At 43.6% G+C, this 15,576-nt stretch carries 12 protein-coding genes; 3 read left to right on the forward strand and 9 right to left on the reverse strand.

Going from position 1 to position 15,576, the window contains the following annotated elements:
- Positions 1-8: 8 nt before the first annotated feature.
- Genes BacF7301_RS07705 through BacF7301_RS07715 form a run of 3 tightly spaced genes read left to right on the forward strand, consistent with a single transcriptional unit; the run spans position 9 to position 6,343 of the window.
- Entirely contained in the window at positions 9-1,409 is a 1,401-nt protein-coding gene (locus tag BacF7301_RS07705; RefSeq protein ID WP_167961728.1) for an FAD-dependent oxidoreductase, read from the forward strand.
- Positions 1,387-3,270 carry an FAD-dependent oxidoreductase gene (locus BacF7301_RS07710; protein WP_167961730.1) on the forward strand — a complete coding sequence of 628 codons (1,884 nt, stop codon included), beginning with the start codon at positions 1,387-1,389 and terminating at the stop codon, positions 3,268-3,270. Before BacF7301_RS07705 ends, BacF7301_RS07710 begins: the two co-directional genes overlap by 23 nt.
- A gap of 13 nt (positions 3,271-3,283) precedes the next feature.
- Positions 3,284-6,343, forward strand: a complete 3,060-nt coding sequence (locus BacF7301_RS07715) for an alginate lyase family protein (RefSeq protein WP_167961732.1) — start codon at positions 3,284-3,286, stop codon at positions 6,341-6,343.
- A gap of 112 nt (positions 6,344-6,455) precedes the next feature.
- On the opposite strand, the gene BacF7301_RS07720 is transcribed toward BacF7301_RS07715, so the two are convergent.
- From BacF7301_RS07720 to BacF7301_RS07760, 9 genes are all read right to left on the reverse strand, one after another.
- Positions 6,456-6,722, reverse strand: a complete 267-nt coding sequence (locus BacF7301_RS07720) for a hypothetical protein (RefSeq protein WP_167961733.1) — start codon at positions 6,720-6,722, stop codon at positions 6,456-6,458.
- Between the two features lie 281 nt (positions 6,723-7,003).
- Positions 7,004-8,572: a sulfatase gene (locus BacF7301_RS07725; RefSeq protein ID WP_167961734.1), complete on the reverse strand. Its 1,569-nt coding sequence runs from the start codon at positions 8,570-8,572 to the stop codon at positions 7,004-7,006.
- 61 nt (positions 8,573-8,633) lie between these two features.
- On the reverse strand, positions 8,634-10,016 hold the full coding sequence (locus BacF7301_RS07730; protein ID WP_167967142.1) for an alpha-L-fucosidase: 1,383 nt from the start codon (positions 10,014-10,016) through the stop codon (positions 8,634-8,636).
- Between the two features lie 149 nt (positions 10,017-10,165).
- Positions 10,166-11,458: a lamin tail domain-containing protein gene (locus BacF7301_RS07735; RefSeq protein ID WP_167961735.1), complete on the reverse strand. Its 1,293-nt coding sequence runs from the start codon at positions 11,456-11,458 to the stop codon at positions 10,166-10,168.
- A gap of 226 nt (positions 11,459-11,684) precedes the next feature.
- The gene (locus BacF7301_RS07740; RefSeq protein WP_167961736.1) at positions 11,685-12,719 is read right to left on the reverse strand and encodes a DUF4857 domain-containing protein; all 1,035 of its coding nucleotides are present in this window, start codon (positions 12,717-12,719) and stop codon (positions 11,685-11,687) included.
- 40 nt (positions 12,720-12,759) lie between these two features.
- Positions 12,760-13,428, reverse strand: coding sequence for a hypothetical protein (locus BacF7301_RS07745; protein WP_167961737.1), 669 nt, complete (start codon positions 13,426-13,428; stop codon positions 12,760-12,762).
- Between the two features lie 13 nt (positions 13,429-13,441).
- Positions 13,442-14,329 carry an ABC transporter ATP-binding protein gene (locus BacF7301_RS07750; protein WP_167961738.1) on the reverse strand — a complete coding sequence of 296 codons (888 nt, stop codon included), beginning with the start codon at positions 14,327-14,329 and terminating at the stop codon, positions 13,442-13,444.
- A 22-nt stretch (positions 14,330-14,351) separates the two neighbouring features.
- Positions 14,352-14,918 (reverse strand): PepSY-associated TM helix domain-containing protein, encoded by a 567-nt coding sequence (locus tag BacF7301_RS07755; protein WP_167961739.1) that lies wholly within the window; start codon positions 14,916-14,918, stop codon positions 14,352-14,354.
- The gene (locus BacF7301_RS07760; RefSeq protein ID WP_167961740.1) at positions 14,905-15,492 is read right to left on the reverse strand and encodes a hypothetical protein; all 588 of its coding nucleotides are present in this window, start codon (positions 15,490-15,492) and stop codon (positions 14,905-14,907) included. Before BacF7301_RS07760 ends, BacF7301_RS07755 begins: the two co-directional genes overlap by 14 nt.
- Positions 15,493-15,576: the final 84 nt, after the last annotated feature.

A 15,576-nucleotide genomic window follows, 5' to 3' on the forward strand; every position in this document is an offset into this window, starting at 1 on the left:
GAAAACTCATGGAAAGAAGAAAATTTATCCAAAGAATGGCTTTGTTGGGAGGAGGAATAGCTTTAAGCGGTTTCTCTTCAGTACAAGGCTCTTCAGTAGAAAATACAAGAAAAAATAGTTATCAGTTCACACCGAAAAATATCAAATATGATAAATCGTGGGATGTGATAATTGTTGGTGGTGGACCTTCCGGATGCGCAGCGGCGATAGCCGCTGCACGCGAAGGCGCCCGGACTCTTCTGATAGAGGCAATGGGAGCATTGGGAGGCATGGGGACATTAGGACTGATACCAGCTTGGTGTCCGTTTACAGACAAGGAGAAAATTATTTATCGCGGCATTGCCGAACGGGTATTGATGGAATCGAAGAAAGGCGTTCCTCATATTTCTAAGAAACAACTGGATTGGGTGCCGATTCATGCAGAGTATCTGAAGAAGGTATATGATGATATGGTTTTGGCTTCCGGCGCAAAAGTCTTGTTTTATACTCGTGTGGCAGATGTTATAAAAAATGCTGATGATGAAATTGATGCTATTATTGTTGCCAATAAAAATGGATTGACAGCTTATAAGGCTAAAGTCTATGTAGACTGTACCGGTGATGGTGACATCTCAGCATGGGCAGGGGCGTCTTTTCAAAAGGGAGATGAAAAGGGAAAGATGCAGTCGGCTACGCTTTGCTTTATGCTGGATAATGTAAATAAGGAGACTTATCAGAATACGTTCAAGCCTACTTACGAGGAAATGAAGAAGTCATTGACAGCAATGATTGCAACTAAAAAATATCCTTTACTGGATACTCATTTCAATAATGTGTTTGTAACCCAGAATTCGGTGCAGTTTAACGCAGGGCATATTCATAATATGGATGGAACGGATGCAGAGAAACTTTCAGCCGGAGCTATTAAAGGAAGAAAAATAGCTGAAGAGGCTTTGAGGGCATTACGTGAAACTTATCCGGATACTTTTGGACAGAGCAGCCTGACCAATACTGCTTCTCTAGTCGGTATTCGTGAAGGCCGGAGAATTCTAGGTGATTATACATTGACAATTGATGACTGGAAGGATAGACGTACCTTTGAGGATGAAATAGGGCGCAATTGCTATTATATTGATGTTCATAGTAAAAAGGTCTCTATCCCCCGTTATAAAAAAGGAGAGTCGCACGGTATTCCTTATCGTGTTCTTACTCCGAAAGGGATGAAGAACTTATTAACAGCGGGACGGTGTATCTCTGCCGACCACTTAATCTACGGAAGTGTACGTATAATGCCTGCTTCGTTAGTGACAGGCGAAGCGGCAGGGATGGCAGCGGCTCACGCTGTATTAATGACCCGGCCCGATGTGCATGATGTAGATGTTCAAAAACTCAGAAAAAGACTTAAAGATGAAGGGCAATATTTTTTATAAGCTTCCTTACTTGATAACGAGCATTGGGATATTTCTGCTTTTACAGACTTTTACTTTGCCGCTTTTCGCTCAGACATTGTGGGTGGAAGCGGAACAATTCGAACATAAAGGCGGATGGGTGGTTGATGCACAGTTTATGGACCAGATGGGTTCACCTTATCTGATGGCACATGGGAACGGGCGTCCGGTTGAAGATGCCACCACTTCTTTACAGATTGATAAGGCGGATGATTATCATGTATGGGTAAGAACTTATAACTGGAACGCACCATGGAATGACAAGCAGTATCCCGGAATATTCAAGCTCTTTATTGATAACAGGCAGGTCGGTGATGTTCTTGGAACAACATCGCAGTGGGGATGGCAATATGCCGGAAAGAGCCGTCTTCAGAAAGGAAAGGTTCAGATAAAGCTTCACGACCTTACAGGTTTCGCCGGGCGTTGTGATGCGATAGTGCTGTCAACGGATGCGGCGCTCAACCTTCCTGCGTCGGGGGAAAAGTTATCTGTCCTGCGGCGACAATTTTCGGGAGTACAAAAAATAGTCTCTGAAGAAAAATATGACCTTGTTGTAGTCGGTGGTGGTGTTGGCGGATTATGTACTTCCATTGCAGCAGCCAGACTGGGGCTGAAAACGTTGATGATACAAAACCGTCCCGTAGTTGGCGGCAATAATAGCCCGGAAGTATCTATCGGTACATTGGGAGGGATTCGTAAGGAGCCTTATCCGGAAATTGGGAATGTATTGGCTGAGTTAGGTAATATATATAAGAACTATGCTCTTACGGAGAAAATAATATCTGAGGAAAAGAATCTTACAGTAGTTTATAATCAGCATGTTTTTGCCGTGACTAAGCGGGGAACGCAAATCCATACAGTAATAGCCAAGGATATAACAACCGGTAAAGAATATGAATATGCAGGAAGTTTCTTCTCTGACTGTACGGGAGATGGAAACTTGGGGTATTTAGCCGGTGCGGATTATAGGATGGGACGTGAACTGCGTAGTGAATTCAATGAAGACATGGCGCCTGAGGTAAATGACAGCCTGACATTGGGAGCTACGGTAAAATGGCAGGCACAGCAAACCGATACGTTATCATCTTTTCCCACACTGCCTTGGGCAGTGAAGTTTACGGAGAGAACCTGTCAGAAAGTTATGGGCTTTGTCTGGTACTGGGAAACGGGATTCTACAAGAATCAGATTACGGATGCCGAACAGATAAGAGATTATTGGTTCCGGGTTATTTATGGCAACTGGTCATACCTGAAGAATAACGCTTCCTTTAAAAGTGAATACACTAAATCTGTATTGAACGACGTATCGTTTATTTTGGGGAAGAGAGAATCAAGACGCCTGATGGGGGATTATATTCTCACTCAACGCGATATTTTAGAACAGAACACCGGATATACAGATGGTGCAGTAGTGGCTACATATAGTATTGACCAACATTTTCCTCATCCGGAAAACTCTGTTTATTTTCCCCGGGAGGAGTTTCTTTCCGTACAAAAACATAATGATAATCCTATCGGGAAAGTAGAGAATATGGTAGCTGGCAAGAATGTGAACAAACCCTATTTAATTCCTTTCCGGTGTCTTTACTCCCGGAATATTTCTAATATGTTTATGGCGGGACGGAATATTAGTGTCACTCGTATAGCATTGGCTTCCACACGAGTACAGGGTACAATAGGGATGATGGGGGAAGTCGTAGCTATCGGCGTGCTTCTGTGTAAAGAGAAAAAATGCCAGCCTAAGGACATTTATGAGCAATATTTGCCAGAACTGAAGAAAGCTTTGATAAAAGGTATTCCTTCAAAGAACCAGAGAGAGTTTAATCCAGTAGACCATTTGTAAACTATCAACTAATATGAAACATAATACTTATCTTCTATTTTTCTTTTTGTTCCTGTTTGGAATGTCCGATGATTTATGGGCACAAGCCGAAAGTACGCCCAAAGTAAAGTTGCAGGCAATTGATATGCAACGGGTAAAAGAGATTGCAGATATGTTGCCGGATGCTCCGTTCGGATTGGGCGACACTTATAAGAACCGCGTGGCTTGGGATAAACTATATGCTACGGGCAAATATAAAAAAACAATGAATGAAGCGGAGAAGATGCTTCGTGAAGGATTTCCAGTTTGGGATCAGAAATTATACGACCGGGTATTTACCGACGGAGACACACAATCGGGAAAGGACATGATAAATAACCGTTTAAAATGTTTATCCATTTTAGTGTGGGCAGAGTGTCTGGAGAATAAGGGGCGCTTCACCAAAATGGTAAAGGATGCTATCTATGATATAATGAAGCAGAAAACCTGGGTGAATCCGAAACATTATTATAAACACAATTATAAAGGATTCGTTGAACTGGCTACTGCACTCAATGCAGTCCATCTTTCTCAGGCGGTTTATTTGCTTGATGACAAATTGCCTGCCAAGTTACGTACCGATTTGCTGGCAGAACTTTATACTCGTGCTTTTCATCCTTTGATGGGAACTATCAACGGTAAAAATAAAGACCACTGGTGGTTAACCGGTACTAATAACTGGAATGCCGCTTGCCTGGACGGGGTAACTTGTGCGGCATTGACATTAATACCGGATAAGCTGGAGCGGGCTAAATATGCCGCTATCGCCGAACGGTATATTCAAAACTTTATAGCAGGTTTCTTGGACGATGGTTATTGTACAGAAGGATTAGGCTACTACAACTTTGGAATGATGCATTATATTACGCTTCGTGAGAAATTATGGTTGGATACGGGAGGGAAGCTGGACTTGTTTCAGCAGTCTCCGGAAAAAATCTATAAAATAGCCTGCTTTCCTTCTAATCTGGAAATTATCAATGAGATATATCCGGCTATTGCGGATTGTAAAACAGGAAGTTCTCCTTCCCGGAATATAATGCGTTATTTGAATAGAACAGTGGGGCTACAGTTACCTTCTGATAAATATTACAATGAGGGACTGACATTCAATATGAGCGATTGCATTATTAATGTATTTCCACGTGCAACGAAATTGGGTAAACAAACAGCAATGAATAAGGAAAAAGAAACTTTACGTTCTTATTTTCCTTATGGTGGTTTGTTGATAGTACGTACTGACCAGGATTCGACTTGCAAGATGGGAGTTGCTTTAAAGGGCGGAAATAACAATGAACATCACAATCACAATGATATAGGCTCATATACAATGGTAGTCGGGAAAGAAACGATGATTGAAGACCCCGGTCTGGTTCCTTACGATAGCCGTACGTTCAGCCCGGAACGCTATACGGCATTTAAAACCTTGGCTTCTTATGGACATCCTGTACCTTATGTAGCCGGTACAGAACAGATTGATGGTAAAAAGGCGGAAGCAAAGATAATAAAGACTGACTTTTCAGAAGGTACGGATATCTTTGCATTTGATTTCACTTCAGCCTATCCGGTACCTTCTTTAAAGAAGCTGACTCGTACATTTGTTTTCCACCGTGCCAGTGAACAACCTGCTTTGGAGGTAGTGGATAATTATTCTTTCTCGAAACCCGAGGCTTTTGAGACAGCCCTTATTACTCGTGCCAAATGGCAGAAGAGTGGAGAAAACACACTCTTATTGATGCGTGGAAAAGAAAGAGTACAGGTTGACATTGATGCAGATAGATGTACTTTTGATATAAAAGAAGAAGTGATAAGTGAAAAAGGGAAGCCTTATACTCGTTTAGGAATTGTGTTGAGAGATAAAAGGGCTGAGGGTAAGATAAAAGTTACTTATAGAGTTTTGGAAAAGGAACGTCCTGCGGCAATGCTTTGGAATTATGAGAATATGCTTCGTATAAAGAAAGGTTTGAAAGCGGGAGACAAAACTTATGAGTTGCCCTACAAACAACTGATAAAGGAAGCTACGGCTTTGTTGAAGTGCAAAGCTCCTTCGGTAATGAATAAGCCGGACGAGTGTGTGGCGATTAGCGGCAACAAACACGATTTTATTACAGTAGGAAAATACAGTTGGCCGAATCCGGATACTCCTGATGGAAAACCCTGGTTTCAAAAGGATGGCGTTCGTAATCCTAATTATAAAAAGTATGATGCTACGTATCAGGTACAGATGTGCAAGAATGTGGTTAGGCTGAGTGCCGCTTATTTCTTCAGTGACGATGAGCGGTTTGCGAAGAAGGCGGTCGAACACTTAAAGGTCTGGTTTATCAATGCGAATTCAAAGATGACTCCTCATTTGCTGTATGCACAAGTTATTCCTGGTAATGACGGTGACATGGGACATGCAGCCGGAATAATCGAAGGGCGTATTTTTGTTGACGTACTGAGTTCGATAGGGTTGCTGGAATCTTCATCCTGTTATACGGAGCGGGTGGATAATGATTTGAAAGTATGGTTCCGTAAATTTAATACCTGGCTTACGACAAGTAAAGTAGGTAAAGAGGAAAGCCGAACCAAGAATAACCATGCCGTTGCATATGATGAACTGCTTATTTCTATATCTTTGTTTTTGCGTGACAATGATACTGCTTTCAAATTGATTGACGGACTTCATTCCAATCGGTTGTATAAACAGATAGAACCTGACGGCAAAATGCCTTTGGAATTGGCACGCTCTTTAGGACACTCGTATTCGGAATATAATCTTATTCATATGCTGGAGATTTGCGAAATGGCAAAACCTTTGCTTCCTGCTCTTTATCATCGTACGTCGGATGATGGAAGATGCATTGGTAAGGCGCTCGATTTTATAGCTACTTATCAAGGTAAAACAGAGAAAGAGTTTGCTCCTTACAGGCAGATTAGCGGCTGGGATAATTCACAGCAACAAGTTTGCTGGTTACTATACAGGGCAAGACATTTTGACCCTTCCAAGAATTACGAAGAACTTTTCCGTAAATATTGGATTGAGAAGCCCGGACACATAAATTTATTACTTTATTAGACTTGATATAAACGCAAAAAAGCCATCCCCGGAATAGACGAAGTAGGGATGGCTTTTTTGTAGTGTGCTTACTATTGTTCGGCAGACTATGTCCTGCTTGTTATTGGCAAGGTTATTCCTTGACAGGCTCAGCCGGTTTGTCTTTGGATGCAGTGTCTTTCACGACTGTATCATTGACAAAAGCGGTTGGTGCACTCAGTTCCGTTTTCACAGGCTCGTCTTTGGTTACAGTATCTTTCACTACTGTATCATTAACGATAAGTGAGGCATTAACTCCTGCCTGGGCTGTCACAGCTTCGGCAGAGTTCTGAGCCTTTACAAGGAATGAACCACCACAAACAAACATAAACATTGCTACTACTAATACTAATTTCTTCATAATCGTTTGCTTTAATGATAATTAGACATATGTTTTCAATTCTTTTTTGTGTTAAGGAATCGGTTATTGCTTTTACATTAACTCCTAATAAAGGTCAAAGTACGTGCCAAAGAAAATAAGATGCTTGTAAAACGCTGATAAGTAATGGGATAATAAAGAAATCGGATAATACATAGGTGTGGAAAGCAGTGGGGAATATGTGGAAAGTGTGGCGGGGAGTGTGGAATAAATCCACACTCCCCGCCACACTTTATGTTTAGAACGCTTTTTTACAGAATGAACTAATTGATTTCATCCGGCCACGGACAGGGCTTTCCGGTTGCTTTGACGGTTGGACGCTGTGCGTCTACTTTCCTCAGGTAGTTACCTAGCTCTTTGGATAGTTTCTTCACAATGTCCGGGTGTTGTGCGCTGAGGTCATTACTTTCGCCTATATCATCCGGGATATTGAATAATTCTTTTCTCCCGCTGCCATAATAATAAATCAATTTCCAGTCTCCGTTGCGGACTGCACAGTTGAAGTTAATGCCCGGCCCGTCATTTCCCCAGTTGTTGGGCATATTCCAGAAAAGGCTGCGTCCTTTGGAAGGATTACCCGTTTGCTTCAATAGAGGAATAAAGCTGACTCCGTCTATCGGTTGAACCGTTTTGTATTTCTTGATTCCTGCCATTTCGAGAATAGTGGGATAGAAGTCTTCAATCAGTAAATAGTTGCCGCATTTACTGCCCGGAGCTACTACTCCCGGCCAACTGACAATCATTGGTTCGCGGATACCACCTTCATAAGTCGAACCTTTCCCACTGTTTAGCGGATGGTTTTGTGTGTGCAACTTTCCGTCACGCCAGTACGATTCCGAAGCAAGTCCGCCGTTATCACTCATAAAGATGATGATAGTGTTGTCAGCTTCTCCATTCTTTTCCAGCCAGTCCATCAAATCGCCTAAACTCTTATCCATTCCTTCGATAAGAGTGGCATAAGCGGCTTCGTGGTCGGTCATACCTTTTTTCTTGTACTTATCGTAGAAGCGCATGTCTTTATTGAGAGGCACATGGATGGCATATTGAGCCATATACAGGTAGAAAGGCTGGTTGTATTTTTTAGCTTTGTCTAGTGCTTTGATAGCTTCCAAGGTTAATGCTTCGGTAACGAACGTTTCCGTGCCCCAGTATTTCTCAAGTCCGGGAACAGCCATAGGTGAAACCGGCTTTCCGTCTTTGGTATGTCCGTAGTTCTCTTCTCCGAGATAGCTGGCAAGTCCGCCTGCAGCATGTCCGGCTATGTTTACCTCGAATCCCCAATGGTGCGGGTCTTCTCCCGGAGTGTCAATAGAACCGAAATGGGCTTTTCCGCAATGGATGGTATGATAACCGCTGTCCTTTAGGATTTGTACGAAAGAAGTTCCTACAAAGGTATTGTTAGTGCCGGGCACTTGGCTGACACCGTTATAATTCCAGTCGGGAATAGCCAGCAGACTGTCCTTGCGGTCTGTCATCGTATTCTTTTGCAGTGTCCAGTTGGTTACACGGTGGCGTGCTGCATTTGTTCCGGTGATGAGGCTGCATCGCGTAGGAGAACTGATACTGCTGGCATACGCTTGGGTAAACATCATTCCCTGACGAGCCAACCTTTCCATGTTCGGAGTCTCGTACAGTTCGTTGTAATGCGTCTTTTGTGTCCAAAAAGGAAGTGACGTGTCCTGCCATCCCATATCATCCACCATAAAGAGAATGATATTCGGGCGTTTGTCTGTACGTTCGGTTTGTACGTTGCTTTGTACATTGCTTTGTGCTTGCAGACTGGTTGCTGCAAAGGGCACGAGTGCGAGGGGAAATAATGTCTTTTTATTCATGGGGGAAAGTTTTGTGTTATTTCTTTATTTTAATAATGCCGGGCTTTTCTGGATGTTTCTTTTATTCTATGGAATATGCACTGAAATTGATAATGTCCGGTAGCGCGACAGATTCGTTTACAATCAACCGTAATATATCCGTTTCTACGGGGGTGAACTTTTCAATACGTTTATGCCCTACGGATTCTCCGTTGCAAATCGTTTGCCACTTTCCGTTTACTTTGGCTTCTATTTTATACTGCCGGATACGTTCTCCGTTTTTGATATTTTCTTGGATAATACAGTAATTCACACGTTGCTTATTGTCCAGTTTCAGTGTCAGGCTTTTCTTATTTCCCGAAGTGGCAGCTATCGGGGAAGAGAAGCGGCGGTTTATTTCATGACCCATTTCTTTCAGTCGCTGTGCATCTCCGGCAGGAATCAATCCGGTCGGGTCGGGCGTTAATCCGAGGATAAGCGTTGCATTCCGTCCTACCGACTTTTCATATTTATCCATCAGTACGTCCAAGGAGTAAATATTATTCTCGTCATCCGGTTCCCAAAACCATTCGTGGCGACCGTTTGCTCCTCGCAAGGGTGTGTCTGCCATAGCGGGAACCCAGTATTTTCCGTTCTTATCTCCATGTTTCAGCAGTTCCAGTTGGTCGATATTGCTCTCAATGCGTTTATGGTGCGAACAGGGAACGGGGAAAGTAGACCAACAGGGATATTCTACCGTGCCCGTTTCCGAACCGCCCCAACGGAAGTCGGCACGGTCAATATTGTGATAGAAAAGGCAGTTCGGCTGATATTTGTTTACGATAGGTTCTACGTCGGGGCCATCTCCGCGTGGGTCATCGGCTCCGCCATCAAACCATATCATATAAAGGTCGCCATACCGGGTACAAAGTTCTGTGACCATCTTTTCACAAAGCCGCTTGTACCATGCTTGACGGTTACGGGCAAAATCTCCTTCCCCTTCTGCTTTGAAGTTATGGATACCTAATAGAGAGTTCCACCGGATACCTACATAAATGCCCGGCTGCAAACCATATTTACGGCAAGAATTAACGAAGTCGCGTACAATATCTCCTTTACCGTCGCGCCACTTGACTGCCTTTAAGCAGTAAGGATTGACATCACTTTGCCAAAGTCCGAAGCCCGTTTCGTGAGTTGCTGTCAGTACGGCGAATTTACATCCGGCAGCTTTGGCGGCTTCTATCCATTGGTCGGTGTTTAATTCCGTCGGGTTGAAAATGTTGTAGTCTTCAATGGGATTGATACGGTTGTTACCTTGTCCGTAGCGGATACCGTCGAATACGTGTAAATCGTAATGAAACACAGCACCCATCTCTGCTTCGTGCCATTTCAATTGATGATGTTTGGGGACAGGGATGCCCTGTGCTTGTGCAACTCCGTAGATAGAACAACAGATAATAATAAGAATAAGGTAGCTTCTTTGCATTGCATTGATATAATTAAGGTTATTACATTGGATTGCAAATGTACGCAAATAAAGTTTTTGGGGATATATAATTTCTTTCATTTAATAGGTGTGTTTCATTCATTACCGTACGAAAATGAAATAAATCCAAGTATCCGGTGTGGGAAAGTCTATTTATGTGAGTTTATTCTCCCCGGCGTCCCACCAGTAGAATCTTTGGAAGAAGACCAGTTCTTTCTAGTTGAAGATGGTAATTCCGGTGAAGCCTTTTCGAGGGAGATGCCTTGATGTCTTTTGGTATTAGAACTGTGCATGGATTCAAAATAGCTGCACTTGTCGATAAGCCGTGACTTTTCTTCATTGGTCATAATTGCCAGATAGCTGTCCTCATTAGTCAACTTGGGAAAGTTGGATATTTCTATGATTGTTTCTTCGTTAGCTTTGTGTTTTCTGATAAGTGTAGCGGGAGATTTAGTAAGACATATATAACCATAAGGGGGAACGTTAATAATTTGATTACCATCCGACTGTTGCAGGATGACTGACGTTTTTGTTTCTGTGGAATTAGAACCTGTATCGACATATCTTATGAGTTTTAATGCCGGGACAGAGACGGTGGTGCCGGACGGGTTATAGAGTTCTATGTACTCTGCACCGTCCGTTGCATTGTCATACATCACTTCATTGAATGATAATATACCTCTTACTTCTTCCGGGTAATCGGGCAGAACCGGGTCTGCGGGAGTTTCAGGCTTGTCCGGTGTGTCGTCGGGGCTGGGAGTCGTTTCTATATTGCTCGTTAGCTGTACATGATGGAATGTGAATCCATTACAGCGAGTTTTTGTATAAACACAATATATACCTGAATAGGCTGGATTTTGTATACTGGTGTCTTTTACCAGCTTCTCTTTGATGTACTCATCCTCTGATTCCAATCGTGTCCAAAAAGTCCAGTAACCGTTGTTGTCACATTCTACTTTTATGTATAGCCTTGGTGAATTGTTTCCTTTCATCAGTTCTCTTCCCGAAGCTAGTAGTTTCGGTTGCTCACCATTCTGACGATAAAGTGCTACATTATCTTTTGCTCCACCTATTTGGATAAAGTAGCCGTTTAGATTGCCGGACAGTATATTGGAAGAGGATGCTAAATAAAACCGTGCGTAATTATTAGAAGATGGATTGAAGGTGAGATGAACTCCAAATTCCCAACGGGTATTTCTTACGGTGGTGGACGGGATGGTAATAAATGCTGTCCCACCATCTTCCTGTGGAGCATCCAGGCGCACTCCTTCTTTAGCATTAATAGTGAATTTATCCGTTTCTCCTTCCCAGGGGAGTTCAGCGGTGGCATTATCTTCCTCTTCTAGGTAGGTTTCCTTTTCTTCGTCATCGGCAGGGAGTGAACAACTATGGATTGTAGTTATAAAAAGACTTAAGAAGAGAAGTGCTTTGTAAATTCTCATACGGTTTGATTCTTAGATTATTATAATATCTTTAACCGTATTTGTTTGTGTATAACGCAGAGGCAATTGCGGCTTGAAGTACTTTCTATGGTTGCAAAGGTATGTATTCCTGTTGAATAAATGAGAAGTATTCCTTTTTGTTTTGAGTAAAGAACAAAAAAGTGTGCCAAAGATAAGATTACCGACCTTTGACACACCCGCTTTCTTATATACTATATCAAAAATATTATTTGAAGCGCGGCATCACGTATTTATCCGTATAGGAAGTAAAAGTAATCCCCGGCATAGAATGAACATTCGACTTATTTTCTAATGCTTTAATCAGTGAATAATCATTGGCATTCAATGCATAGTAATTGTCAGAAGCCGGAGTAGTTACCCGAACCGTCCAGTCGAACATATTGCCTATAATCGTCAGTGCGTCCGTTTCGGGATTGAACATCGGGATACCTGTTTTCACTACCTCATAGGTACGATTATTCAAGACATAAAACTTGTTGTTGGTATCCGTCATAAAGGCTAGCGTCTTTTTATTTCTGAACTCTGTCAGATATAAATGTTCCAATGCCAGTCCTTCGGGCAGCGTTATGGCACGGACATAAGGACGTCCTTTCACCTGTTTCAGATGGAACAGACGGCGGTCGGCATCCAATAGAAGATACCCTTCGTCATATTCCTTCTTCACAGTCGGATTACCTGCTATCTCCGTAGCGGGGAAACGGAATCCTTTTTTCGCCATAGCTTCCGTGAACAGAAGGCTTTTGTCCGCTTTCACACTGTTGGTAGCCATGTCGATAAAATCAATCCCTTTGGAAGTAATGCGGAACACATCATCCGGCATCTTTAGGTCTACACGTCCGGACATGGATTCCAACAGGGGATAAAGCCCGATGACGGGTGCGTTAATGTCCGAAGGGACACTGCGGAAATTGAAGTTCTCCGTCTGCACTATCTTGGGAGTAACGGCTACTCCGTTGAGAGTATCCGGAAAACGCTCGTCGGACATCAACTGGCGGAAATAAAACATCGGGAGAATACTGTCGAAAGCAGCTTCCGAGTATACATTGCCGGCAAGGTCGCGGCGCACGGTTCCTTTTCCGTCCTCTTGTCCCATCAGGGTGAAGTCGCCAATCACGAAACTATATAATGTAAAAGGGGACTTCTCCGGCTTTACGACAAAGAAATTGTAGCACCAGGGCAACTGCCATAGAAGCAGAAAAGCAATGGTGACATATAATAATATGGTACTGAAACGTCTCATCTTTAATTCTTCATTATTAATTTTTCATTCTTCATTTCTTTTAGTCCTGTTTACCTGCTTTGAACCGTACGATGGAAAGCCACGAGAAAGAAGCCGTCAGCAGCGTATAGACCAGCAGATAAGGCAGGAATTTGTTGTAGGCTTCCGGTGTGGGCGACAAAAAGAAGATTCGCAGTAAAAGCACGGCGATGACGAGATTCAGGATACGGCGTTTCCATGCCGGTTCGAGACAAATCCATGCGACAAGCAGATAACCGGAGATTCCCGCCAGATACCACGTCAAGGCAGTGAGCAGTATATGGTTTTTCAACTCATGGGCAAGTACTCCGTTCAAGTATATCTCCATCAGCAGGAAGTTGGTGGCAAAGCAGGCAAGGAGCAGTACCAGACCGGATAACAGCATATTGCCTGTCATCTTCAGTTCCGGGTAAGGCAGGTGAAGCGTCAGTTTCAAGCATTTGCGCTGCATCTCGGGGACGAACTGCACGATAGCCATCAGTATTCCGGCAATCAGGGGAATGTATTGCAACATATCAATGAATATGACATCCCGTTGTAGCATGACTTCCCATACATGCGCAGCCCCTTTCATATCTACCACCCGGTTGATGCGGAGCATACAGTAGCCTGTAAAACCGAGTGTGGCGAGCACGGCAAGCAGGAAATACCACCGTGTCTTTATCCATTCTTTATAAAATATAGCGTACATTGTTGTTGAGTATTTAATATTTTCCCGTCAGACCGATGAAAGCGTCTTCCAGGTTCACCTGTTCACTATGCAAGTCTGCATAAGGAACTGACATTGATTTCAGTTCTTCCTCTGCTGCCGCAGGCGGCAGGAAGGAGAATGTCTCCAACGTATTCCGCATGACGGAAGGATGATAGAAATCCCCGGATGCGGGAAATTCATAACCTTCGGGAACTGTAAATGTATAGCGGCGTCCCTTTTCCAATAATTCGGAAATCGGCTTCTGAATCAGTATCTTTCCGTAATCCATGATAATGCAATCGTCCACAAGACGTTCCATATCCTGAATGATATGTGAAGTCAGAAAGACGGTTTTACCTTCGGAACGGGCATAGTCGCGGAGATAATCAACAAACAGGCGGCGGTAACCCGGGTCGAGTCCGAGGGAGAAGTCGTCCAATACCAGAAGTTCAGGATTCTGTGCGAGAATCAGTCCGAGGGCTACTTGCGAGCGTTGTCCGCAGGACATGCGCGAGATGCGTTGTCCTTGAGCGACTTTCAGTTTATTCATCAGTTCATAATACGCTTCCTTTTTCCACTGGTCGGGATAAAAAGCTGCGTAGAATTTCTCTATCTCGGTGATAGTCATAAACTGGTATTGCACATGACCCTCAATCAGCAGTCCGATGTTGCGGCGCAGGGACGGTGGCATGGTTTGTATCTCCTGTCCGAAGATGCGGCATTCTCCCGAGCGCGGCTTGAGGTAACCGCTCAGGATATTTATAGTAGTGGTCTTGCCCGTACCGTTTTTGCCCAACAGTCCCAGGATACGTCCTTTGGGTACTGTGAAACTGAGGTTTTCGTAAATCAACCTTTTGCCGTAATAATGCGTCAGATTGTTACATTCGATAATTTGTTCCATTCGATTTTATCTGTTATTCTGTTCAAAAGAAAAAGAGGAAAAATATGGGAATCAAGATTCCTGCAATGAGTTCTATTCCCCCTCTGCCGATAATACCTTTATTCCCTTTCAGCATGATGATGCCGGAAAGGGTGATTATGATAAGACCGACAGCGAAAATGTCGGCAAAGCATGTCCACCACTGTCCCGGATTATAATGCAGACGGGACATCGCCCCGATAAGCGGACGACGGGTGACGGATTCGTAAACCGCTGTTCCCGTCTTTACATTCACCAAGAGGTTGGAGCCGCCTTTCAGGAATACTTTCATCACGTCCGCTTGAGGGAAGTAATGTTTGGTATAGTTGGCAGTCTCTCCCAGTGGTTCCAGCAGGGTAAGTACTTTTTCTTTATTCATTCCCGCCTTGTCCGGCAGGTTTTCGGCTATCTTATATTCTTTCCGCGTGATGGAGAAGTTCGGATTAATCGTATCGCGATGATTCATCACAATGCCGGAAATGGCATATATCAAGACCATTCCGGCAAAGAAAAATGATAAGTCGCGGTGTATAATCCGGCTCCATTTACGGATGCTGTTACTCCACTTCATACGAATTAGCTTCCATAAAATAGAATGATAAATACTCTTTTCCCGAGTTAGCCTTGCGGTCGGCTATCTTGGCACGGAAGTCGGCGATGCGGGCTTCGGGTGTGTTGGCAGTTTCGCCGCGCGCTTTCTTTTCGGTGTCGCATCCGGCTTCGCCTGTACCATGCTTCTCGGCAGCTTGCGCTTTGAGTTGCGCTTCCCAGTTCTGGAGATAGGCTTCGTCGATGCGTTGCTCTTTCAGTGTGCCGGTGACGCGGACGATAGAGTTCACACATTTAGGGTCGAATGCGCCCAGCGTTCCGGCTTCCACGCGGATAACTTGCGTGTCGTCACTGCCCATGAGGAAGATTTTCTTGGCTCCATGTTTGCAGGTGTGCGTACAAACGCCTTCGATGGTCACTTCTTTTCCGGCAAGGCTTTCAGCGTTTGCCAGTAGAGAGTCGATTTCCAGAGCGGAAGAGGCGGTTTGTTCCGTAGTTGCTTCTGCTGCGCTTTTCTGTTGTTTGTTGCCACATGAAGTTCCGATAAAAGTCATTGCTGCTAAAGCAAGGACGATAGTTAGCTTTCTTGTTTTCATTGTTACTGCTTCGTTTTTTATATAGTTTGTAAATAGTTTATTGTTTTGCTTATAGCATCTGATAGTTGCTCCTATAAGAGATTA

The organism is Bacteroides faecium, assembly GCF_012113595.1.
Lineage (GTDB): Bacteria > Bacteroidota > Bacteroidia > Bacteroidales > Bacteroidaceae > Bacteroides > Bacteroides faecium.